The following is a 22,956-nucleotide window of genomic DNA, read 5'->3' as shown; positions in this document are numbered from 1 at the left end:
AGTTTCCTTTTATTGTTTGTTGTTAGTAAGTTTCTTTGAGTTCTTCTTATTGACATGCGCCTGCTCTTCTTCCCGCAGAAAGAATTCACGGGTATCCTGCGAATAATAATAATTCACCAGATTATTTTCTGAAGCTCCCGGACTCACTCCATGATAATAGCCGGAGTAGCCAGTAAAGTTTCTGTCAATCCCCCTACTGTAGTCTTCACGAGAATCACCTAAAGCATCTTCATCTGCAATAGGTATCTGCCGGACTAATCTTTCCACCTTCTGCCGATGCTGCCGCCAGCGTCGTAACCGGAGTAGTTCCAAACGGTGGGAACTATAAAAGTCAAATGAATCAGCCGCATAAGCAATCAACTTAATGACCGCAGCGACAAAAAAACCGATGAGGAAAGTAAGCCCCATCATCGCAAGAGTAGACAGTAATAAATGAATCATAGCAATATAAAAATTAGGTTGTACAATCATATTCAAAATAAAGAAGAGGCGCCCAATGGTGAAACCATTATAAAATTTAGACACACATGAAAGTTAATCCCACTGGGCATTCCTCATCACCATATAAAAACAATCGGCGGATATTATTTGCCTGAAATCACTTCGGTATATATCCTTGCTTTTATACGACGTAACTCCCGTTTCACAACGGAAAACACAATATTTTAGTCCTTAAATACCTTATCATTAGTATTCAGGAGGTATATCATTCAACTGGGCTTTGGTAAATACAGGACCGTCTTTGCAGACATACAACTTCCCGACATTACACCGTCCACATTTTCCAACACCACATTTCATCCGGTTCTCCAAGGTAGTATAAATATTCTCATCGGCAAAGCCTAACTTCTCCAATACAGGAAAAGTGAACTTTATCATCACCGGAGGTCCGCAAACTATTGCCACGGAATCTGCACTGGCAGGTGCAGCAGCCTCAAGCACTGAAGGTACAAAACCGACCTTTCCTGTCCAGTCGGAAGTCTCGCCCCCAGGATCAACCGTAGTTATCAGATTGACATCCGGACGGTTTTCCCATTCTTTCAGTTCTTCTTTATATACCAAGTCGTTAACAGACTTGGCTCCGTAAACAATCGTTATATCTTTAAAATCTTCCCGCCTGTCCAATGCATTCCAGATGACGCAACGCATCGGCGGAAGTGCTATACCACCTGCAACGAACAACAGATTCTTTCCTTTCCACTCGTCCAACGGAAATGTGTTTCCGAAAGGTCCGCGAAAACCGACGGTAGCTCCTTCTTCCAGTTTGGCAAGTCCGGTAGTCACCCGTCCTGCCTGGCGAAATGTACACTCGATATATCCTTTACGAGTAGGCGACGAAGCAATACAAAAAGTTGACTCTCCTTCACCAAACGCAGAGTATTCACCGAACTGTCCGGCTTTGAAGTGAAAAGCTTCTCCTTCCTTCTCGTCTTTAAATTTTAACCGGAACGTCTTGACTCCCGGAGCTTCATGGGTTATCTTCTCAATCACCATCAGGTGCGGAAGGTATATATTCGACTGCTCATTCATGGCTTGATATCGATATTAAGTGTTCAAGTATATTCATATCTACCGGGCAGGCACGCGAACAACGCCCGCATCCGGTACAACCGGTTTCCTGTATCCGTTCAGGCATATAGGAGAACTTATGCAAAATGCGCTGACGCCAACGGGTGCTTTGTGTCGGGCGCGGATTATGTCCGGACGTATGGAGGGTAAACAGCGAAAAGCCGCAAGAATCCCAACAACGGACACGATGACCGGACGAACCTTTAGCATCTTCCTGAATATCAAAACAGGCACAGGTTGGACAAACATAAGCGCATGCGCCACATCCCAAACAGCGTTCGGACTGTTGTTTCCAAACAGGACTGTCGAATGCTCCCGCCAACTTCTCACGTACATCATCAACATTGAAACGGGTGGGAACGGATGCCAGATATTGTTCCTTATCAATTTCTTCGGCAGGTGTATATTCTTTCACAAAGAATTTAATCAATGCTTTGCCTTTTGCTGTCAAGACTTCCACCAATGCACTCTGATCCGGCAACTCCGTAATCTGAATATCACTGCCGGCAGTATTACCGGCCCCCCCGTGAACGGAAGTACAGAAACATGATTCATCGCATTGTGCACAACTGAAGCTGATTAATGTCATTTTCTCCCGTCGGGCATTGTATCGTTTATCTTTATAATCCCAATTAAAAATGCCGGAAAGGGGTGCAAACCCTGCTGCATCACAAGGACGGATTTTCCAGAGAATCGTTTCGGGAATGGCATGAATATCCGCTTCCTGCAAAGTAGCTTCTTTCCCGTCTTTCTGATAAGAGAACAGAACTTCTGTTTTCGGGAACGCAAAGCGTTTAGCCGACTGGGTAGTCTGCACATAGTCCGTCGCTACCTCATCGTAAGAAGTCACTCTTTTGAAGTCTACTTTATCTCCTGAACGCACAGGAGCAAAAATATGCATCTCCTTTTTCACCATCTGGTGAAACCATTCTTGCAGACTGCTTTTACTGATATGTAGATTTTCCATTACTTTCTTTTAATGTATAAAGTTCTCTTTATCTTCTGCCTTGAAGGTAGAAAGTACATTTCCCGCAGGATTGATAGCACCGGGAGCAACCCCGAACTCGCCCTGAATGTCTTCCATCATACTTTGCGTCATCAAATGAAGAGGAATACCCACCGGACAGGCTTGCTTACAAGCGCCACAACCGATACAGCGTCCTGCCATGTGCATCACGCGGTTAATCTGCCACTCCATATTTGTCAGCGGAGCAGACCAGGGTTGTACCCACTGCGGACAATTGACCTCCACAATACACCGGCTGCAATAACACAACGGACAGGCAGCCCGGCAAGCATAGCATTTGATGCATTTCGACATTTCCTCCATCCAATATTTCCACCGCTCTTCACGACTCATCTTTTTCAGACGATCAATCAGTTGAAGATTCTCCTCACTAATAGTCAAGGGAAAGTCTGCCAGATATGTTTTTATTTCATCGAATCCTTTAAACTGGATAACTTCTCCATGTCCGTCAACGGTCAATACCAGAAGATTATCTTCTTTCAACTGGTTTTCGAATGCCAATTGAACAACCGTCCGTAATGCCGGTACTGTAGCTGTTATAGCCACTTTGCCTGTTCCTGTCAATTCCCGTTTTGTCAGATAAACTGCGATATTATTCGTGCAACGGTCGTCCAGTATCAGTCTGTCGGCATTTTCAGCCTGCCGGCAAAAGAGAGGACGTGTTCCGTGGTTTCCTTCTTCATAGCCTATCACAAGATTCACCTCTCCTTCTTGTAACAAAGCAACTGCTTTTTCTGTCAGTTTACTCATAGATAGCCTCCTTTTCCAAATAGTCCGAAGCTTTCTGATACTCCAGATAAGGTCCCAGTTCACGGATTCCGGCAACTGTCTCATTCACCAGATCAGCCCACTTGGCCCCCTCTGCCGCCGACACCCATGAATAACGGATACGACGTACATCAATTCCCAGGAAGTTGAGCAGTCCGCGGAATACAATCCAACGACGACGTGCGTGGAAGTTTCCAGATGTATAATGACAGTCATTCGGATGACAACCCGAAACGATAATTCCATCAGCACCTCCGGCAAAGGCTTTCAACAGTAACATAAAGTCAATTCTTCCTGTGCAGGGGAAGCGGACAATTTCTACATTAGTCGCATACTTCAACCTGCTCGTACCTGTCAGGTCTGCCCCGGCATACGTGCACCAATTACAGACAAAAGCTACAATGCGCGGTTCAAATTCCTGATTATTCTCAATCTTATTTTCGTTCATAGCTTACTCTCTTTTTAATGGTTCAGCAATGCCATCACTTCGGCATAGACCTGTTCATTGGAATATCCTTGTATATCAATAGATTTGGAACGGCAGAAAGCAACACAAGTACCACAACCCTGACAAAGTCCGGGATTTACTTTAGCTACGGTCTTTATTACATTTCCATTCCTGTCTTTTATTTCTTCACGTTCGATGGCCTGATAAGGACAAGCTGTCTGACACATGAAACATCCTACGCAAGTACTGAATAACGGAGGAGCAGTACGATTGACAACGGCTATCAATGGCTCGCGAACCAGATTTGCCTGTGAAAACAATCCTGCTACTTTCACAGCGGCTCCCGAAGCCATTCCCACTGTTTCGGGAATATCTTTCGGCGCCTGACAGGCTCCTGCCAGATAGATTCCGGCTGTATTCGTTTCCACCGGTTTCAGTTTGGGGTGAGATTCGGCAAAAAACTGATAAGGATCATAAGAAATGTGCATCTTCTGCGCCAATTCTTCCGCTCCCTTGTTGGCAACTCCCGCTGTGGCAAGCACTACCATGTCAGCTTCTATCTCGACAGGTGATGCTCCCAACAGGGTGTCTACTCCTTTAACAATCAATTTACCGTTCTTCTCATATATACGGGCGACGCGACCACGGACGTAATTCACTCCATCCTCTTCAATGGCACGGCGCACAAATTCTTCATAATTCTTTCCTCCGGCACGAATATCCATGTAGAACACGTACGATTCGCCACCATGCACCTTGTGCTGATAAAGCATCGCATGTTTGGCTGTGTACATACAGCATATCTTAGAGCAATAAGGAATTCCTTTGGCCGGATCACGGGAACCGGCACAGGCTACAAATACAATCTTTTGAGGAATCTGTCCGTCAGACGGACGGCGAATCTCTCCGAATGTAGGACCGGAAGCCGATGCCAGACGCTCAAACTGCAATCCGGTAATGACATCTTTATATTTCCCATATCCATATTCGGGAAAAAAGTCTGTATTCAACACATTGAATCCTGTAGTTACTACAATCGCTCCGACTTCTTCGGTGATAATACGATCCTCTTGTCCGAAACGGATAGCCCCCGTAGGACATAGCTTTTCACAGACTCCGCATTTACCATTGCGATAATGGGTACAATGTTCTTTATCAATCACCGGTTTATTGGGCACTGCTTGCGGAAAAGGAACATAAATAGCTGTACGCATTCCCAAACCGGCATTAAATTCGCTCGGTATCTTTTTGTTGGGACATTTAGTCGTACAAAGTCCGCAACCGGTACATAATTTCTCATCAATGCTCTTCGCTTTCAGGCGTATACTGGCTTTAAAATTACCGATAAATCCTTCCACATGCTCCAGTTCGGCATACGTATAAAGAGTGATATTCGGATGCTGCGCTACTTCCACCATTCGGGGAGTAAGAATACACTGCGAACAGTCTAATGTAGGAAAAGTTTCCGAAAGCTGTGACATGTGTCCGCCGATGGACGGTTCTTTCTCTACCAGAATGACCTGATGTCCGCAATTGGCGATGTCCAGACTTGCCTGAATTCCGGCAATTCCTCCTCCAATCACCAGTGCTTTTTTGGTGATAGGAACCTGAATGGGAACCAAAGGATGATTCCGCTTTACCTTTTCAACCAGACTTTTGACAATATCAACAGCCTTACGGGTAGTTGCCTCCCCTTTCTCATGTACCCAAGAGCAATGCTCACGAATATTAGCTATCTCGCACAGATAAGGATTCAATCCGGCTTCCGCACATGCTCTCCGAAAGGTAGGTTCATGCATTCGCGGAGAACAGGCAGCAACGACAACGCCATCCAATCCATATTCTTTAATGGCGTTCTTAATCAATGTCTGTCCCGGATCGGAACACATATATTTATAATCAATGGCATAGGCAACGCCTTCCATTTCTTTTGCCGCCTCGGCCACTTTTTCGCAGTCGACAGTTGCACTGATATTTTCACCGCAATGGCAGATAAAAACTCCTATTTTAGACATACTTCCGCCTCCTTCAAATTTACAGCTACAAAATGACGTCCCAGTCCCAATTCCTTGGGAGTCAGTCCGACAGCCAGTCCGATAGCCTGTGTGATATAAAGAACCGGTATGGTAACAGGTTTTGCCAGATAGTGGTTAATAGCAGGGCGACGCATATCCAAATTAGAATGACACATCGGACAAGCCACAATCACAGCTTCCGCTCCCCGGTCGTCAGCATCTTTCAGTATATTTCCCGAGAGACGTCCTACAAGGTCTGTGCGAGAAACGGACAAGCCCGCACCACAGCACTCTGTTTTGAAAGCCCAGTCAATAGGAGTGGCACCAATCAGAGACATGATTTTGTCCATGCTTTGCGGATCTTCCAGACGGTCGAAGTTTAATATTTTATGGGGACGCACCAGCAAGCAGCCATAGTAACAAGCCACTTGATGAGCAAAAGGACGTACTATCTTCTCTTTTAATGCATCCAACATATATTTCTCTATCATCTGGATGACATTCAATATTTTCACATTACCGAGGTAGCGCATTCCAACTGTAGTCAGTATTTCATCCTTCAATACTTCATTGTTCAATAATTCATATTGAGCAACACTCAAACGATTGTAACAGGAAGCGCAGGGGACAACGATTTCTTGAAATCCCTGTTGTTCTGCCAAAGCCAACACACGGGTAGGTAAGGCCAGAGACAGTTGTTTACTCATGGAGTGAGCTGCCGTTGCGCCGCAACAATTCCAGTCTTTCAACTCGATCAGTTCGAGTCCCATCACCTGTGCCAGTGCTTTGACTGATTCATTGTATTCACGAGAAGTTCCGTTTAGCGAACATCCCGGATAGAAACCGATTTTCATAGCTACTTTTGAGTCTTTTCAATGGTTTGTGCAAATATCTTTTTGATCTTATTCTCATCTTTTACCCGTTCCGGAAAAAGGTTGAGCTTCCCTTTGACGAACATTACAGGGGCCACATTCAAATCCTGTGTCAAACGTAAGGTACGGGCTTTAAACCCTGCAACTAATCCGACTTCGTAGAGCCTTCCCGTTCTTTTCACTGATTCGAGAAAAGCGGAGTGAAAAGCTACGACAGGACGTGATTCTTTATGGATGCATCTTTCTTTACGGGATCTCTCACGCAGATAGTCCATCACTTTGGGAATGTTGATCTCTTTAGGGCACCTCGCAATACAGTTTTCGCAATTCAAGCAAATCCAGATGGCATTGGAACTTAACACACGACGGTCATTTTGAGCATTTTTTGTCTGCAACAACCGGAGAATATAGCTGGGAGCATAATCCATCTCCTCTGACAGCACACATCCGGCCGTACACTTACCACACTGGTAGCAATAAGACACATTAATACCCGTCTTTTGTTCCAAGTCACAGGAAATACATTCTTTGTTTTCCATGTTGACATGAATAAAATAGATAATAAATAAAATAAAGGAAAAAGTGGCAGAAGGGATCAGAATAACAGGCACACCTCACCCTACCCAAAGACAAGAGTAGAGTCTAAATAAGAATATGCGCCAATGTGTAAACGTAATACTTACACGAATATTTAGTGTAATTAACATCAAGGTCGGTATGACCCAAACGATTCTCCGGAAGCAGAACATTCAGAGAGCTCAATATCTGTATAATCACAGTATTGGTATTGAACTTCAGGTTCTTGAAAGGAACAATGCTTCTCGGAAAAGAGATATTGTCAAAAATGCAGTCACTAACTTTACAATTGGATGTTTCGTCAACAAACTGTGAACGAGAATCTTTGCCCGACTTGTCAAAGCCGGCAGAAGAAATGCAGCAACATGACTCTGCTTTATATTGCATATCATTAGCCGAGATTCCTGTTTCTTTCTGAAATCCCTGCAATTTTTTATCGGAAACATTACTAAATCCCAATACTAGAAATGCGCATGCTAATATGCAAAAAATATATTTAGCCATAATTTGCTGCAAACGTAATCATTCTTTTCCGAAAAAACGCATTAAGGACAAGAATTAACGATTATTCATATAGATTCTTTCCTACAAGCCATGTACAACTTTCATCAATTGCTCACCTAAACCTATTGTATATCCTTGAGAAACAAAGACTACCCTATTAAATGTATCTGCAATAATAAACACTGGCAGAATGGAGTTATTCAAATTCATCGCTTGCACAATTTCTTTCCGAATGCTATCATCAGTATCAATACCGTAAGTGATGGTAGACGGTAGTCCTTTGAATTCGTCGGCATTAAATTTTTTGTATTGTTCTTCCGAAGGGAAAAGAAAGACCATCTTACGCCCCCATTGTTCGAAGTCATTGCCCAAAGCGGCTATATCTCTTAGTGCATGATTGGTAGGCTCCTGCCCTACCCCAAGAACAGCTACTACAAAATAGCCACGCCCACAGGTTTGCAGAATACTCTGTTTTGACAAAGATATCACTTTCTCTCCTATTCCCTCCACCGGTGCAAAAAGCGATTCGGAATTGAAATTACCGATAACAGCCACTTTTTCTCCGGATTCACGCAAATGATAAGGTACTTTGGTCGCTACAGGTTTGAATTCGTCTTTCTGTGCAGGTAATACAAAAGAAGAAATTCTCGCCAACACACCTCCATCAGCAAGCCTTGTGCCAGTAACCAACAAGTAATATCCGGTATCCAATGTCCCTATATATCGCAACTCGGGATGTTCTTCGTCACAGCTAATCAATTCTGGTCTGCCCTCCCGCAACCTGGAAATGGTAAACTTATTATAATACTTTACTCTCTTATCATCACGAGCAATTGCCTTACCGTCCTCATAAAAACGATAAATGCCTCTGGATGCCTCCACTTCTTCTTGTTTATCGAAATCAACTTCCACATATCTATTATCCCCCCATTCATCCTTTTCAGGATCCATATAGCTTATGCGTCCATCCATCTTTCTCATATCAGCAGCAATATTCAGGCTACGCGCCAAAGCCACAAGGAAAATATCCCGTGAAAATGAATCCGCCACCTTCGCACGCCAAATCCCTTCCGGAGAAATAGGAATACGCAGAAAGTTATTTTCCTCATCAATCGTAATATTACGGTTTACCCATTCAACTAAAGCTTGCGGATGATTTCGAAAGGTATCTATTTCCGTTTCGGAGAACTTAGACTGAAAGAACGATTTATAAGGCGTCAATACCTCCGTTGAAATACGGGGAGCAAGTATGTCATAAATATCTCCAACCGAAGCATCCATACAGCGCAAGGAGGGTATAACACAATCATATAAATAGTTAGGAACATCTTTCGTATTCAATAAATGATCAATCAATACTTCATAAGGTACATCACGAAGATCTTTTTTAGTAAGCACAGACAACAAAGCCGCTCCTTTCATTAATTTTCCCTGTCGGTCTGCCTCATTCAGAAAACGAACCAATACATCATGATTTCCTCTTGATTCCACTAAGAAAGAAGCCAGTGCCTTCCTTACAAACGAACCTGATTTTCCCTTCAAACAGGCTATAATGGAATCAGCTTGTTCCGCAGTCGGGAAAGTAGCGACATAAGCATTGCGAATCGAATCCTCCTGCATCATTCTCCGGTCATTCTCCGCCCGCTGCTCTGGCGTTACTTCCGGTAAAATAGGATTCTCAACAGGAGGAACGATATCAATATCCTCTTCAAATATATCTCCTTCCTTCTTATCAAGTGTCAATGTCAATTCCGGTTGCTTGCTGAAGGATAGCTTGGAAAAGCCGAATGTCCCTTTATCGGAAGCCCATACCAACATATCTCCCTTACCGGCCGTTAATGACACTTGACCACTGGCATCAGTATATTTAGTAGCCACTGTATAGAACTCCGCATAGTTATATACTTTAAACTCCACTCTTGCTCCGGTGACAGGTTGTCCATTCCTATCTTTCACCGTTACCAACGCTTTTGCGATTGGAGCATAATTCTCCGTTACATTGATTTCCGTATAATTCGGTGTCTCAAGCATGATCTCTTCCGGACCGTTGTAACGTCCGAAAACCTTGGTATGCATCAACATTCCCCGACTGGCAGGGGAATTAAACCATCCCAAGTTCAAAACCGGTTCCGGTTCACAGGCTCCGAAGAAATACCAATGTCCATCCGCCCATGCTTCCACCCAAGCATGATTGTCATCCGTATGCGCCCAGCGGGGCGTATACACTTGCCGTGCCGGAATACCGACCGCCCGGAGCGCAGCCACCGTAAAGGTAGACTCTTCGCCACAACGCCCATACGCTGTTTTGACGGATGCCAATGGTGAGCTGGTACGCGCGTCACTCGGACGATAGACTACTTTCTCATGACACCAGTGATTCACCTCCAATATCGCGTCTTTCATCGGCAGTCCCTTCACCCTGTCTTTCAGTTCACCATAAAACACACGGCGGGAATCATCCAGATTCTCGTTATTCACCCGGATCGGCAGAACAAAATGACGGAACACTTCATCGGGAATCTCTTTGCCCCAAGGCATCTCGTCACGTGTCTGCTTCGACAGCCGGACATTCTCCAAGTAATAATCTCCCGGATAGTCCGTCACATCCCCTATCGGCATATAAGCGTAGAGAAACATCAATGCTTCGCGCTCGTAGACTGACAAAATAGAATCGGCAAAGATTGCAAATAAATCTCCGTGAGGAAGTGCCTGTTTTTTCTGCTCAAAGTCTTGAGCTACTTGATTCCGGTAGGATTCTTCTTTGAGGAAGTGAGCATTGTTACAAGCAAACAGTACAATCGACAAAATCAGGACGCACAAAAGATGGGTGAATGTTTTCATATAAGTGTTTGGTTTATTCTATTAATAAGGTTGCTGACTGACAAAAATAGAAGAATATTTTCTGAATACCTAGATAAGTACATAAAAATGTGATAGATAAGAATAATATTGTCATTGATGAGAAAATCCAGGAATTTTGTAACAGGTTTGTAATATAGACCGTGTTCGAACCCTTATAAAAAGAAAATTCAAAAGAAAAAGAAGATTTTTATGTTTTACAGCATATAATTCGAAAACAATTTGTATCTTTGCAGTGTTATTAGAGAAAACAAGATGTAAAACCGCTCTTCAAAACGTGGAGGGCAAAAAAAGAGGAAACAAATTATGAAAAAGAATGCAAATGAAAAAATTATGATGTTACAGTACCGTATTAAACGCTATCAAGCAATGGGAAATGGTGCCATGTGCCAAACATTAAACGGTAAACTTCAAAAACTGCTGTCACAGCAGGTTGCCATGTAAATAAACACACTAATTATAATAAATAGAGCGAGGAACTTTCGAGTATCCTCGCTTTTTTTATACATTTGCAGAAGAAAGATAATAAAACACATTATGAAAAAGCTATTTATGTCGGTTGCGCTCCTCTTATTGGTCGTAACCTCTTTTGCACAAACACCCGGTTATGAGTTCACAACCGTTGTATCCCACCAAGCAACGCCTGTTAAAGATCAGGGTTCCACAGGAACCTGCTGGTGCTTTGCCACCGCTTCTTTCATGGAGTCGGAACTGCTCCGAATGGGAAAAGGAGAATATGATCTCTCGGAAATGTTTATCGTCCGCCAAAAGTACATGAATCAGATGGAGGACAATTATCTCCGTCGTGGTAAAGGAAGTATCGGTGAAGGAAGTTTGGCACACACTTTCAAAAACGCTTATAAGAAAGCGGGAATCGTTCCGGAAGAAGTGTACACCGGATTGCCGGGCGATAAGAAAGACCACAATCACGGAGCATTGTCACGCTACCTTAAAGCATTGGTAGACGCAAATATTGAATCTAAAAAGCGTACTCCGCAATTTGATGCGCTTATTAATAATCTGTTCGATATTTATCTGGGCAAGCTTCCCGAAAAATTCACTTATAAAGGAAAAGAATATACTCCTCAATCTTTCACTGAAAGTCTGGGATTGAATATGGATGATTACGTTGAGTTGACTAGTTTCACTCACAAGCCTTATTATGAGACATTCTCGCCTGAAGTTCCCGACAACTGGGAAAACCAGCCGATGTATAATCTTCCGTTGGACGAACTGGTCGGGGCTATCGACTATGCACTAAACAAAGGATATACCGTATGTTGGGACGGTGACGTAAGCGAACAGGGTTTCTCTTTCAAGAACGGAATCGCCATTAACCCGCAAGTGGAGGATGTGAAAGATTACTCGACTACCGACCGTGCCCGTTTTGAGAAAATGCCAAAATATCAACGAATGGACGAAGTGTTCAAGTTTGAGCATCCTTATCCGGAAATCAACGTAACACCGGAAATCCGTCAGGATGGTTACGAGAAGTTTGTGACAACTGACGACCACCTGATGCACATCACCGGTATTGTGAAAGATCAGAATGGTACTAAATATTATATCACCAAGAATTCCTGGGGAGCGGAAAGCAACAAATCCGGAGGTTATCTGAATATGTCTGAAAGCTATGTACGTGCTAAAACAATCTGTGTGATGGTACACAAAGATTCTCTGCCTAAGGAACTGAAGAAGAAACTCGGTATTCAATAAATCGCATGAAATCAGTCCCAAAGGGAGATTGACTGTTTCATACATTTATTTAATCGGAACTCTCCATTATATTCATATTAACAAAAGAAATAGGGCAACGAAGTATCACTACTTCACTGCCCTATTTTTTTGTAACCTACTATATTAAATCCTTTGCTCTTTATTTCTTTTTCAATGTCACGTCGCTGATTTCTACAACACCGCCTTTGTTCTGGGAAAGAATAGCCACATAACAATCTTTCAGAATAGCAGCATCATCGTCTGTATCAGACACTTCCAAGTTAGCATTTGCTTTCTTGCTGCTAATAGCATTTACCACTTGTCCCATATCATAGTAAACCACTACTTTAGTCCATTTACCGGCCTCTTTAATTTTAAAATTGTATTGTGCACCCGAAGCATTCGGTTGAGCATCCGCGTCATAGTCTCTACGCATGAAGAAAGTAGTATTGTACTTACCATTATCATTCTTTTCCTCATTGGTCTGTTTGATGTATACACTGACCGGAGTTCCTGCTTCTTTTGCCTTTGCATAAAAAGTAAGAACATAGATACCTTTGTCCAAACCATCGGTAATACGTTGTCCCAGGAAAGCTTTATACCAAGAGAGATTCTTTTCAGCACCGGAGTTATCCAATTTCATTGCATTCGGATATTTGGCATCTCCTGTTTCTTCCCAGGCAATAGTAGTTACACCGTCAGCTTCATTATTCATGATAAACCACTCTCCTGCGGTAGCTTTATTGGCATTAGTCACTTTAGTCTTTACTTCAGTGGCGAATTTTTCGTTTTTTATCAGGTTCTGCGCACTTACGCTTACTCCTGCAAGGGCCAAAAGCCCGGCAAATAATACTTTTTTCATCTTACTGTGATTTAATTGTTTATACTTTATTTTTTCTAGCTTTAAAAATCTATTTCATCCTACTTCACTTGTTGAATAACAAATCCATATTTACCAGTCACTTTCTTTTCTTCAGTCTTTAGTGTGATGCGGTAAATCTCTTTGCCCCATACGTTAGACAGGCGCGGATCATCCAGTTTGATTGTTTCCAATTCGGCTTTAAACTGCGGCGGATAGTTCATTTCCACCTTTTGTCCCTTTACTTCGATGCGGATTTTTCCGGCTGACGGGAAAGTCACATTGCCCCAAGTTAAAAAGTTCATTTGATTAGGAGCAATAGCTTCATCCAACGTATAAATATCACCAATAATGAGTTTTTTATCATCAAGAGCATAAGAGCGAACCCAGCTTTTCACTTTCGCTTCTGCCGGATAAGCAGTAGCTATATCCGTAGAGAACATCCGTTTCTTCTCATTGCAAACGGTATTGGTAGCTTTATACTCCTGCCCGAATTTCTGCGGTACTCCGTTAATCATCGGCAAGTTATGATAGTTACTCTGCATGGTCCAGATGGTATAGCGGTCTTTACCGAACGTCTGTTTGGTATATGTACCTACACCAGCATCAATAATCACAGGAATCGTATTTACGTATAAAGAGAAGGTTCCTACATCGTTGTGGTTGTGGCTTTCGTTATTAAATCCGCCTTTGGCGGCAATGAACATACCATTTTTATTCTTCATGTAGCAAAATTCCGTTTCGGGATACCAGGTCACATCCGGCATATCATGTTTGGGAGTCGCTTTAGCGAGGTCGTTGCAGCAAAGCAGGGATTGAAGTGAACGGAAAGCATCGTTACCCATGCTGGCATAGGGTTTTCTACCATCCAGCAGGTATGCGGCAAAATGCATCATTTCATCGCTGTTTACAGCTTTACCGAAGCGATAGATTAACAATGGATCACCTCCCCCTTGCGCCGATGCATCGGCAAAGTTCACTACCCAGCCATTGCCGACATAGGAGCGTGACATATATTCACCCATACGACGGATCATCGGTTCATTGAACAGAGACAGTTTACCGCCTGTACCGTCAGAGAGTATCTGCAAGTAGTCATAAAGTTTTCCGGCGGCGTGTCCCCAGTAGGATGTACCTTCTTCACAGGCACCATCGGATTTCACGAAATTGATAAATTTATCGACTGACTTCATGGAACGATAAACGGCTTTTGCCAACTTATCCTTATTGTTTTCCATCAGTAAGAAACATTGCAGGGCATTAGAGTTGCACCAGGGATTCCAGTTGTTGATGATTTCTCCCGGTTTCCAGTTAAAAGCCATCCACCACATTTCATCGTCGTTCATGTACGGATCGAGAATACGTTCTTTGATTGCCTTACGCATTTGCAAGGATACTACGGGATTGATTTTGTCGAATGGTTTGCGGAAAAAATAATGCACCCAAGCCATTAATGCTCCGTATCCGCCTGAGCCGAGGTCGATAATCTGTTCGCGGAAGTCGGGAAGTGAACGTTTACTGCTCTGGCGCGGCAAGTGTGCGGATAGAACCCATGAATTCATTTCACAGCTCATGTATGCTCCGTTCAATAGTTGGTCGATGAAACGTCCTTTTCCTTCGGCCAGTTCGGCGAGCATCAGGGTGTTGAGTGCCTGGCGGTTGGCGTCATAAGGAACTTCCATCACTTTGCGGTTACCGCTACGTTCGTATTCCAGATAGGCAGTGGCAGGTATCAGTTGCCATTTGTAGTCGAGAAGTTTTTCACCGGCTTCGATGAGACGTTGTTTGTTGGGTCCCATCAAGGAATCCCAGGCGGCACGATCGGTATAAGCAGGATAAGGCACCCAAGCCTGTTTCATTATTAACACGTTTTTCAACGTAGTCTCGTCAGCCGCTTTTTGCAGCATATTGCGTTCGGTATAAGCGTTTGCCTTGAAAGAGAAACTCCCCAAAGCTGCTACCAGAAAAACACAAAGCAAATGTTTCATTCGAGTCATGGTATTTTCATTCATTTAAGTATTGCAAAGATAGTGTATCTGAAGAAAAATGAGGTGAGTAAATCATACGAACCTGATGACAAAAAAGTACAGACGACAAAAATAGTACTCATAATTGCTATATTTTAGGCTTTTAAGTCATAGTAAGAACGATTTAAGCCATACAGAAACCGGGGACTCATTTCGGAAAAACAAAGGTACAGTTTAAAAAAAAACAGAAGCTCCGTTTGGGGAAAATAGAGGTTCTGTTTACTTCAAATAGAGGCTCTGTTTTGACATTCTATTCTCTTCCTTTTTTCATTCGTTGATTCCCATTTTTTCATCCCCTACTCTTTCCTGTTCATCCCTCTATTTCTTCCTCCTCTTCGCCCTCAATCCCAATCGCTAAATTCAAAGCTCAACTGTTCCCAAACACCGTGTTGTTCATCGGCTTCCTCTCTTGGATTGGAGACAGAAAGGCCGATGAGCCGGATTGGATGTTGCTCGTATTCCACGCTTTTAAGTAGTTCCTTTGCCAATGGAAGTATTCGGTCTAAAGTCGTTAATTCCTGCGATTGAGTCAAACTTCGGGTTATCTGACTAAAATCATGAAACTTGATTTTCAAGGTAAGTGTATTCCCTTTGAAGTCTTTTCGCTGAAGACGCTCAATCAGCTCTACTGCAACGTGATATAATTCGATTATAACTGATGAATGGGCTGAAATATCACGTTCCAATGTACGTTCGCAGCCGATGGATTTACGGATACGAATTGCTTCGACAGGGCGTTCGTCAATTCCCCGTGAACATTCGTAATACAACGCGCCGGCTTTTCCGAAATGGGCTGTCAGCATTTCAAGAGAGCATTTCCGTAATTGCAGTCCGTTGTGGATGCCAAGTAGATGCATCTTTTTCGCAGTCACCGGCCCCACTCCCCAAAAAGATTCGATAGGAAGACGGGCGATAAAATCAAGGGCTTGTTCCGGATGAATGGTACATAAGCCATCCGGTTTGCGATAGTCTGAAGCTATTTTAGCCAGAAACTTATTATAAGAAATTCCGGCAGACGCAACAAGGTTGAGTTGTTCCCTAATCTTCTGCTTTATTTCCTTTGCTATGTCCACAGCCAGAGAAATATCTTTCTTGTTTTCAGTGACATCCAAGAAAGCCTCATCCAGAGACAGAGGTTCGATGAGATCTGTATATTCGTGGAAAATCTCATGTATCTGACGGGAAACGGATTTATAAACATCCATCCTGCCAGGTACAAAAATGAGTTGGGGACAAAGACGCTTCGCCTTTTGCGAAGCCATGGCGGAACGGACACCGTAACGCCGGGCTTCATAGCTGGCAGCAGCCACGACTCCCCGCTCTTCTGCATGACCTACCGCCAAAGGCTTGCCACGAAGTTCCGGGTTATCACGCTGTTCTACAGAGGCATAGAAGGCATCCATGTCGATATGTATAATCTTTCTCTGCGTCATTGTTAGGATTAGCAGAGCAAACTTACTACAAATTCCCGAATAATTCCTGTTTATCGGTTCAAGAAATAATGCGCTTATGATTTTTATAGAGATAAATCAAAAAACATTCAATATCCTGTCAAAGATAGTTCTTATAATATTATATTTGCATATCGTCTATTCAAAGCATAGATGTACCTGATAAGTTTACACTATCCTACAACTCTTTAAGATTATGAGAAACGCACTATTTTACTTATTAATACTTTTCAGTGTTCCGATATTCGCTCAAAATGGAATCACTTTTAAGGTCGAAAAGCTTTCAAAGCCTGAAGAATTACTTAATCTACACTCCCCGAATGAAATTTATGAGAGTCTTATATTATCGGATATGGACATAGAGCCTTATGAGATAAAAGAGAAGAATATCAAGGTTCCTTATCATATCATTGCAAAGAGCGAACCTCCCGACAGTCTCGTTTCTTTTGGCCCTAATTCTTTTTTCAACGGTATGTATCAGGCTTATGCGGATCACAGGCCATTCGTATTGTCCCCGGACATGATTTGGCTATTAATCAGCCAAGGATTTGCACGCCATATCAATGCCAATCAGGAATCTATGAGAAATGATCTTGTTGATTTCTCCGGCAAACTATCCTTAATTGTGAGAGAAGATAAAAAGCTGGAAGACCCTACTCTTTCATGGGAGGAAATCTTTCCGCAATTTACAAAACAAATATCCCAATACGCAGGCAATCATCTGACTGAACTGCTCACTTGCAATTTTTCAACGACCACCTCCTTAGAGAAAGTTGCTTCCGAAATAACAATCATGGAAGCTGTGAAACCTTACTTTGAGTTTATAATCATACGCATTGTCTGTGGAATACCTAAAATAACTCTCGAAGGAACACCGGAGGACTGGGAAAAACTACTGCACAAAGCCAGAGGCTTGAAAGAATACAAACTCGATTGGTGGATTTCAGAACTGGAACCTCTTTTGGAAGAATTTGTCAAAGCATCCAAAGGAGAAGTTAATAAGGACTTTTGGCGCAATATGTTTAAATATCATTCACAGAAAAAGTATGGAGCACCCAATATCATTGATGGATGGATCGTGAAGTTTTTCCCTTATGATAAGGAAGGAAAAAGAAATAATCTGCAACAGCTTGAAGGCAGAAATTGTCTTCCTGATGAGATAGTGAAGGTAGATGTAAAGTATCAGGAAGTATATACCGATGGCGTCAAAGAAACTCCATTAGAATTTTGGGCGGGTTTCATCGGATTAGAGCAAAACAGCAAGACTTTTGCTCTACGACCGCAAATTGGTTGGATGGTCAGGAAGAAAGATGTTAATAAGGATGGATTAAAAAGTAAATTAAGTGCTGATGCTCAAAAGGATGGCTGGGGAAGTGGCATCAATATCAGAGTAAAAGAATTTCCGGCTGTACTGTTAGAACTCAAAGAAATAAAAAGACTGGATATCCAATTTATCGACACAATTGATATACCTGATGAAATATCAAAGATTAAAATCGGATCGTTGAGTTTATATGGAAAGATAACCAAAGAGGGAATAGAACGTATCAAAAGATTATTGCCTGATACTGATATAAAAATAAACGGTTCACGAGAGGTAATAAAACTCCATTGATAGCTCCATAATAGTAAAGAACACTCAATGTTGCAAAAGCAGCAATGAGTGCTCTTTTTATATATACTAATTATTTAGAAATGGTTGATATACCAAACTACTTCTTATATTTCGTCCAAAAGCCAACTAGCTGGTGATTCCCAATTATAGCCCCGATTATAGAAGTATATAGACGCAATAACTAGTTTGCCCTATACACACAGCGTATACGATTTATATTCGTTCTTAATTGTTTACCCGGATCATCGACAGGAGTGACCGGATTAATCTCCTCACGAGGATTTCCCCAAGTAACTGCCTCAAATATCGATGGTCTTCTGAAATTGAATTTTATCAAATAATCACTCATACCGCTTTTTACAGTATTGTATACAGAACTCTGATAATCTATCTTGGTAGCTCTGGCACTATATAAATTGTCGTTGAAAAAGTTACCATCTCCCGAGTTGAGTCCTCCAAGCCCTCTATAATGATAGGTATAGTAATCATAAGCAGGTTGAGACGACCAGTAATACTTATTCTGAAAATCTGTAAAAGTACCATAAGCCCCCATAACGATATCTTCTATTTCGTCTATGGCGGGAAGATACCATTTTATTTCGGATACTATCCCTGCAGCATTACGCTTGTTCTTGTTATAACAATATTCAACGGCACTTCCTGCTGTTTCATTCAGCTTTAAAGGTCCGATACCTGCCGTAGCAACAATGTCACTTGTAAATGCATGTCCGGCACGCTCGTTTATTGTAACTCCATTGGTTCCCACTGTCGCTTCATCACGAGGTGTATAAAAGTCATAAAGATAAAATTGTGGATCAAGTTCTCTCAATAAACTTTTTATATTATTGGTAATAGAGTTAGATAAGATACCATCATACTTGAAAGCATCTCTCCGGTGAGAAAGTTGCATGCCATCGAGGCCCCAAAACATTCCGTCTGTCTTATTATTGAAAGGATCGTTGGGGTCGAAGTTATGGAGATACTCTTCATGAAATTCGATGTAATAAGTATGTCCATTGTAAGCCACCTCAAACAGACCTTTCTGCAAGAAAGTATAGGTAAGCACTGTCTGGTCACCCGTTGCTGTCTCAATGTAGGTGAATATGATTTTACCTATTCTATCCGACGTAGAAGTATTCTCATCAAAATAGGCCCATACCCGAAAATCGGAAGTGAAAGGCCCATAACTTTTAGGCAAGGTTGAAATCAGGTTTGTAGTGAAATAATCCCGTTTGACAACCTTACCATCAGCTATTGTTTCCCTATCCAAGCCTATCCAACTCTGTGCCGCAGGATCTACTGCAACATTCACCGTATAACCGGGAGTTATATAAATATCCAGCGGACGAACTTCATAATGGCAATCAAGTTGTGTATCCCGCTTGACCGAAACAACTACTGGGCCGGAATTTACTGTGACGCGGGCATCAAACGAAATAGTCGATTCATCATAGCCACTGTTACTGGTCACTCCTTTGATTGTTATATTATTGTTATACTGATTATCACGCAGGATATAGAAATCATCCACGGCGTTGGCGCCGAGATACAGCTTGTAAGTGGTCTCGTGCGTGACAAGCTGATGATCGACATATATTCCGTTAATAATCATATAGGCAGCATCCGTATCTTCGTTCACAAACTTTGGTTTGAAACGCTGTTTGGACATTTCGTCGATACCTTCCGGATAATTCACGGTGTTCAACTTATTGCGCTTGTGCTCCAACATATAAAAGGTATAGGACAGGGATTGGGAGACTCCCACCGGGTTGGAACCGGAGTATAATCCCGAAGGACTGGAAGGTATCTTATCACCATGCGAAGGTGCGGTTTCATCGGTAGCATCGGGCGCACCGAGAGTTGCATAGCGCGGAGCGTTCACGACCTCCCAGCTAATCATCCGAAAGCTCTGGTCGTTTCCGGGCAAATGTTCCTCCGGACGTATTTGCAAATTCACAACGACTTTAGCATAGATGCTCACCATGAATATATCCTGAATATTATTACTCGTGGAAGGACGCGCCAAGCTCAAGTCGACCTTTTCCTGTGTTTGTCCAATCATAACCAATCCCTTAAATGAAGGATCGGCATCCGGATGAATCGTTGTCGCTTCGACTTCGAAATTATAGAGTTCCGTAAGACTCCGTATACCGGCAAGATCTCCATTATTCAAATTACCCACCAAAAAAATATCACACTGTCGAAGCGCCTGCTGATCGTGATTGACAAAAGACGGACTATGTGTATCTATCAAGAAATCAGGCACACCACTGGCTATAAATTGCGGAACATCTACCAACTGCCCATTGGCATCAAAGATGAGCATATATAAGGTAGAGAGTTTAGTCTCGAACTCATTCTTTCCCGAACGAGTCGAAACTTCCACTTCAGAGAATCCTTTGGGATACCCGTTTATACGTATATACCGGCTTTCGGCCTGTCTTTTCTGTTCCACAATGTCGCTATTGCATCCAAACAGTACACCAACCGACAAAACGAGTATCAACAAGCGTGTATAGCTAATTATTCTTATCATTAAATCAAACTTTCCTTAATCAAATTCTATTTCACTATTATTATCATTCCACTCATTATTTCGAATGATTCTGAGATGAATGGCATCTCCTACGAAATAGAGCGTGAATGTATACCTATATCCTGCGCGATACTCCGTGTCGGGGTCGTTGAATTCAACCACTTTCGTAGTCGTTTGTCCGCCCTGAGTGACATTGAAAGAAATAGTCCCCTGCAAACCTCGCTGCGGAATCAGCATTAAGAACCGATCGGCATCCGTGATATTCATCGCCCCTGTTGCCGATGTATTGGATACATTCACGCTGCTTGCCATCAGGTAAGACGCATTGGTGATGGTTCCGCCGGTATCCGGTTCGCTTTTATCCATCTTTATCCTATATGTGCTGTATAAAGGGGATGTAAACCGACATATCACATTATCCAACCGGATGGCCTCATCACGATAATTATTCACTGCGATATTGATGCAGAAAAGTATATGCGAAAATTGCATCCTGACCTGACCGGTATTCAATGCCGTACAGTCGAATGTTGACGCAACCATGACATCCTGATGTTGCGTCGGGTCATTGGCCGACAGACGATACTCTATGTAAGGTGTCGATTCGTGATTTGCATCGGAAACAGTTACACCGGGGGTATTATACGGATAATAACCGAAAAATGTGTAGTATTTGTTATCCAGCCATGACTGGATAGGGGCATACGTACAGACTCCCGAATCACTACAGTCAATCCTCACATTATTCCAATCAGTGTCCGGCTTTGCATTATATCCTGCTGCAGCCCATAGGTTATCCAGTATATAAGCCTTCACACCAAAGCTCTCGCCACGCAATTGAGTGACAGGCAGAGCACGCGTAGCCGTCCCCAAACTGAAAGTGACGGAACGTTCGGGAATAATCTCTATTTCTTCATCCGGATTATCAGGGATTATATTACTGCCGTTACACGCCGCCAACAATATGGCAATCATGAAGTTACCGGATAATAACCATATATATTTTAAAATAATAGATTCTTTCATACTCCATAGTTTAATTTACAATGATGGTGCCACCTCCTGATGGACTGTCAATCCACGGTTCCACGATAGGTTCACCTATTTCAATATAATTTTCGGGTTTAAGTGTCAATACATAGGTTATTTGTTGACCGGGTTGCCAGTCTGCTCCGGGCAGAGTTATATTATCCTTATCATACGAATAGGTCAGGTCATTGTGCCGACGTGTATAGCTCAAATATACTGTGATGCCGGAAATCTGTTGAGGTACCATCAAAGTACCATCTTCCCAGGCAATAAATCCTTCGTATGAAACTTCCTGAGGGTTTGTAAATCCTGTACTGTATCCAAAGGTATTTATTGGGGCGGATGATGTGTCCCAAATGATCCGGTTGCCGTTATGGGTACAATTACCGGATGATTTCAGGTTATACATACGCAATACGTTTAAGTGAAGCGCATCAGTCAAGGAAGATTCTTTCTTTATTCTAAAATTAATTCTTGCCAGCGCCGGGTCGAATGTAAATACCACCGGGGACATATCCAAGCCACCTGCTCTTACCTCCCGGTCAACCGGATGCGAAAGCAAGAGAGATTCCTGATTGTCAACATTCTGACTTACCATGAAACCTGTTATCATCGGAAATCCTTCCGGATTGAATGAGAAATTCCGGGAGGAATTATAAGGAGCATAAGCTCCGAACTTGTGATCGGCTTGTGTATTCCAATATTTCAATGGGGAATAAACCCAGAGGGTACTCTCGTTATTATACTCTATCTTCTGATTATTGAAAACGACCGAAGTATTGTCGGCATCTGTTGCGATTCCGTAAAGAGCAAAGGTACTCGATACAGTATTTAGGGATGCACGTGTCCGGGCACCGTCAAAAGAAATGGAAGCTTTTCCGGCAGGAGTGTCGGGAAGCTCCATAAAGCGGTCATCACTTCCACTATTGCAGGCGGTCAATAATGATATTAAACCTATAATGAAAGCTGTTTTTTTCATTATACTATCCATTCTTCTTTTCTATTGTTCAAATAATACATCTTAATCAGTATATAACGGAGTATCTGTCATTCTGGGCGTGACCGAAGATTCTCTTTTCCGTGTA

Annotated in this window: 19 protein-coding genes; 3 read left to right on the top strand and 16 right to left on the bottom strand. The window is 42.6% G+C overall.

Annotated features, from left to right (window positions below; all coding sequences use genetic code 11):
- Positions 1 to 9 precede the first annotated feature (9 nt).
- The 10 genes from DWZ47_RS24245 to DWZ47_RS24200 form a co-directional block, all read right to left on the bottom strand.
- Entirely contained in the window at positions 10 to 441 is a 432-nt protein-coding gene (locus DWZ47_RS24245; protein ID WP_004304733.1) for a hypothetical protein, read from the bottom strand.
- 246 nt (positions 442 to 687) lie between these two features.
- The gene (locus DWZ47_RS24240) at positions 688 to 1,530 is read right to left on the bottom strand and encodes an FAD/NAD(P)-binding protein (protein ID WP_117514967.1); all 843 of its coding nucleotides are present in this window, start codon (positions 1,528 to 1,530) and stop codon (positions 688 to 690) included.
- On the bottom strand, positions 1,523 to 2,536 hold the full coding sequence (locus DWZ47_RS24235; RefSeq protein WP_117514965.1) for a 4Fe-4S dicluster domain-containing protein: 1,014 nt from the start codon (positions 2,534 to 2,536) through the stop codon (positions 1,523 to 1,525). Before DWZ47_RS24235 ends, DWZ47_RS24240 begins: the two co-directional genes overlap by 8 nt.
- A gap of 9 nt (positions 2,537 to 2,545) precedes the next feature.
- Positions 2,546 to 3,346: a 4Fe-4S binding protein gene (locus DWZ47_RS24230; protein ID WP_004304727.1), complete on the bottom strand. Its 801-nt coding sequence runs from the start codon at positions 3,344 to 3,346 to the stop codon at positions 2,546 to 2,548.
- Positions 3,339 to 3,812 carry a hydrogenase iron-sulfur subunit gene (locus DWZ47_RS24225; protein WP_117514963.1) on the bottom strand — a complete coding sequence of 158 codons (474 nt, stop codon included), beginning with the start codon at positions 3,810 to 3,812 and terminating at the stop codon, positions 3,339 to 3,341. Before DWZ47_RS24225 ends, DWZ47_RS24230 begins: the two co-directional genes overlap by 8 nt.
- 14 nt (positions 3,813 to 3,826) lie before the next feature.
- Positions 3,827 to 5,827, bottom strand: a complete 2,001-nt coding sequence (locus DWZ47_RS24220) for a CoB--CoM heterodisulfide reductase iron-sulfur subunit A family protein (RefSeq protein WP_004301921.1) — start codon at positions 5,825 to 5,827, stop codon at positions 3,827 to 3,829.
- Complete coding sequence (locus tag DWZ47_RS24215; RefSeq protein WP_004325045.1) at positions 5,815 to 6,681, bottom strand: CoB--CoM heterodisulfide reductase iron-sulfur subunit B family protein; 867 nt, start codon at positions 6,679 to 6,681, stop codon at positions 5,815 to 5,817. The genes DWZ47_RS24220 and DWZ47_RS24215 overlap by 13 nt, the downstream gene beginning before the upstream one ends.
- Before the next feature lie 2 nt (positions 6,682 to 6,683).
- Positions 6,684 to 7,238 carry a 4Fe-4S dicluster domain-containing protein gene (locus tag DWZ47_RS24210; protein WP_004304723.1) on the bottom strand — a complete coding sequence of 185 codons (555 nt, stop codon included), beginning with the start codon at positions 7,236 to 7,238 and terminating at the stop codon, positions 6,684 to 6,686.
- Positions 7,239 to 7,341: 103 nt separating this feature from the next.
- Positions 7,342 to 7,779, bottom strand: a complete 438-nt coding sequence (locus tag DWZ47_RS24205; protein WP_117514961.1) for a hypothetical protein — start codon at positions 7,777 to 7,779, stop codon at positions 7,342 to 7,344.
- Between the two features lie 81 nt (positions 7,780 to 7,860).
- On the bottom strand, positions 7,861 to 10,620 hold the full coding sequence (locus tag DWZ47_RS24200; protein WP_117514959.1) for a transglutaminase domain-containing protein: 2,760 nt from the start codon (positions 10,618 to 10,620) through the stop codon (positions 7,861 to 7,863).
- Between the two features lie 324 nt (positions 10,621 to 10,944).
- On the opposite strand from DWZ47_RS24200, the gene DWZ47_RS30750 reads away from it, so the two are divergent.
- A complete protein-coding gene (locus tag DWZ47_RS30750; protein ID WP_004301914.1) occupies positions 10,945 to 11,082 on the top strand; it encodes a hypothetical protein in 138 nt (45 codons plus the stop codon).
- Between the two features lie 93 nt (positions 11,083 to 11,175).
- Entirely contained in the window at positions 11,176 to 12,354 is a 1,179-nt protein-coding gene (locus DWZ47_RS24195; RefSeq protein ID WP_117514957.1) for a C1 family peptidase, read from the top strand.
- Between the two features lie 160 nt (positions 12,355 to 12,514).
- Here the strand turns inward: DWZ47_RS24195 and DWZ47_RS24190 are convergent, their stop codons facing one another.
- From DWZ47_RS24190 to dinB, 3 genes are all read right to left on the bottom strand, one after another.
- Complete coding sequence (locus DWZ47_RS24190; protein ID WP_117514955.1) at positions 12,515 to 13,216, bottom strand: DUF4627 domain-containing protein; 702 nt, start codon at positions 13,214 to 13,216, stop codon at positions 12,515 to 12,517.
- 59 nt (positions 13,217 to 13,275) lie between these two features.
- Positions 13,276 to 15,210: a heparinase II/III family protein gene (locus DWZ47_RS24185; RefSeq protein ID WP_117514953.1), complete on the bottom strand. Its 1,935-nt coding sequence runs from the start codon at positions 15,208 to 15,210 to the stop codon at positions 13,276 to 13,278.
- Positions 15,211 to 15,581: 371 nt separating this feature from the next.
- Positions 15,582 to 16,673: a DNA polymerase IV gene (gene dinB / locus DWZ47_RS24180; RefSeq protein ID WP_117514951.1), complete on the bottom strand. Its 1,092-nt coding sequence runs from the start codon at positions 16,671 to 16,673 to the stop codon at positions 15,582 to 15,584.
- Positions 16,674 to 16,887: 214 nt separating this feature from the next.
- On the opposite strand from dinB, the gene DWZ47_RS24175 reads away from it, so the two are divergent.
- Entirely contained in the window at positions 16,888 to 18,306 is a 1,419-nt protein-coding gene (locus DWZ47_RS24175; RefSeq protein WP_117514949.1) for a DUF4419 domain-containing protein, read from the top strand.
- Positions 18,307 to 18,487: 181 nt separating this feature from the next.
- Here the strand turns inward: DWZ47_RS24175 and DWZ47_RS24170 are convergent, their stop codons facing one another.
- Genes DWZ47_RS24170 through DWZ47_RS24160 form a run of 3 tightly spaced genes read right to left on the bottom strand, consistent with a single transcriptional unit; the run spans position 18,488 to position 22,850 of the window.
- The gene (locus tag DWZ47_RS24170; RefSeq protein ID WP_117514947.1) at positions 18,488 to 20,842 is read right to left on the bottom strand and encodes a DUF4906 domain-containing protein; all 2,355 of its coding nucleotides are present in this window, start codon (positions 20,840 to 20,842) and stop codon (positions 18,488 to 18,490) included.
- Positions 20,843 to 20,857: 15 nt separating this feature from the next.
- Positions 20,858 to 21,868 carry a fimbrillin family protein gene (locus tag DWZ47_RS24165; protein ID WP_117514945.1) on the bottom strand — a complete coding sequence of 337 codons (1,011 nt, stop codon included), beginning with the start codon at positions 21,866 to 21,868 and terminating at the stop codon, positions 20,858 to 20,860.
- A 10-nt stretch (positions 21,869 to 21,878) separates the two neighbouring features.
- On the bottom strand, positions 21,879 to 22,850 hold the full coding sequence (locus tag DWZ47_RS24160; RefSeq protein WP_229086110.1) for a fimbrillin family protein: 972 nt from the start codon (positions 22,848 to 22,850) through the stop codon (positions 21,879 to 21,881).
- Between the last annotated feature and the right edge of the window lie 106 nt (positions 22,851 to 22,956).

Source organism: Bacteroides sp. AF32-8BH, from assembly GCF_003435205.1.
Classification (GTDB): Bacteria; Bacteroidota; Bacteroidia; order Bacteroidales; family Bacteroidaceae; genus Bacteroides; species Bacteroides ovatus.
This window is presented reverse-complemented; position numbering and strand designations above follow the sequence as displayed.

Bases quoted from the DNA above. Each gene is read 5' to 3' on its own strand.
- DWZ47_RS24245 (WP_004304733.1), bottom strand. From the start codon at position 441: ATGATTCATTTATTACTGTCTACTCTTGCGATGATGGGGCTTACTTTC.
- DWZ47_RS24240 (WP_117514967.1), bottom strand. From the start codon at position 1,530: ATGAATGAGCAGTCGAATATATACCTTCCGCACCTGATGGTGATTGAG.
- DWZ47_RS24235 (WP_117514965.1), bottom strand. From the start codon at position 2,536: ATGGAAAATCTACATATCAGTAAAAGCAGTCTGCAAGAATGGTTTCAC.
- DWZ47_RS24230 (WP_004304727.1), bottom strand. From the start codon at position 3,346: ATGAGTAAACTGACAGAAAAAGCAGTTGCTTTGTTACAAGAAGGAGAG.
- DWZ47_RS24225 (WP_117514963.1), bottom strand. From the start codon at position 3,812: ATGAACGAAAATAAGATTGAGAATAATCAGGAATTTGAACCGCGCATT.
- DWZ47_RS24220 (WP_004301921.1), bottom strand. From the start codon at position 5,827: ATGTCTAAAATAGGAGTTTTTATCTGCCATTGCGGTGAAAATATCAGT.
- DWZ47_RS24215 (WP_004325045.1), bottom strand. From the start codon at position 6,681: ATGAAAATCGGTTTCTATCCGGGATGTTCGCTAAACGGAACTTCTCGT.
- DWZ47_RS24210 (WP_004304723.1), bottom strand. From the start codon at position 7,238: ATGGAAAACAAAGAATGTATTTCCTGTGACTTGGAACAAAAGACGGGT.
- DWZ47_RS24205 (WP_117514961.1), bottom strand. From the start codon at position 7,779: ATGGCTAAATATATTTTTTGCATATTAGCATGCGCATTTCTAGTATTG.
- DWZ47_RS24200 (WP_117514959.1), bottom strand. From the start codon at position 10,620: ATGAAAACATTCACCCATCTTTTGTGCGTCCTGATTTTGTCGATTGTA.
- DWZ47_RS30750 (WP_004301914.1), top strand. From the start codon at position 10,945: ATGAAAAAGAATGCAAATGAAAAAATTATGATGTTACAGTACCGTATT.
- DWZ47_RS24195 (WP_117514957.1), top strand. From the start codon at position 11,176: ATGAAAAAGCTATTTATGTCGGTTGCGCTCCTCTTATTGGTCGTAACC.
- DWZ47_RS24190 (WP_117514955.1), bottom strand. From the start codon at position 13,216: ATGAAAAAAGTATTATTTGCCGGGCTTTTGGCCCTTGCAGGAGTAAGC.
- DWZ47_RS24185 (WP_117514953.1), bottom strand. From the start codon at position 15,210: ATGACTCGAATGAAACATTTGCTTTGTGTTTTTCTGGTAGCAGCTTTG.
- dinB (WP_117514951.1), bottom strand. From the start codon at position 16,673: ATGACGCAGAGAAAGATTATACATATCGACATGGATGCCTTCTATGCC.
- DWZ47_RS24175 (WP_117514949.1), top strand. From the start codon at position 16,888: ATGAGAAACGCACTATTTTACTTATTAATACTTTTCAGTGTTCCGATA.
- DWZ47_RS24170 (WP_117514947.1), bottom strand. From the start codon at position 20,842: ATGATAAGAATAATTAGCTATACACGCTTGTTGATACTCGTTTTGTCG.
- DWZ47_RS24165 (WP_117514945.1), bottom strand. From the start codon at position 21,868: ATGAAAGAATCTATTATTTTAAAATATATATGGTTATTATCCGGTAAC.
- DWZ47_RS24160 (WP_229086110.1), bottom strand. From the start codon at position 22,850: ATGAAAAAAACAGCTTTCATTATAGGTTTAATATCATTATTGACCGCC.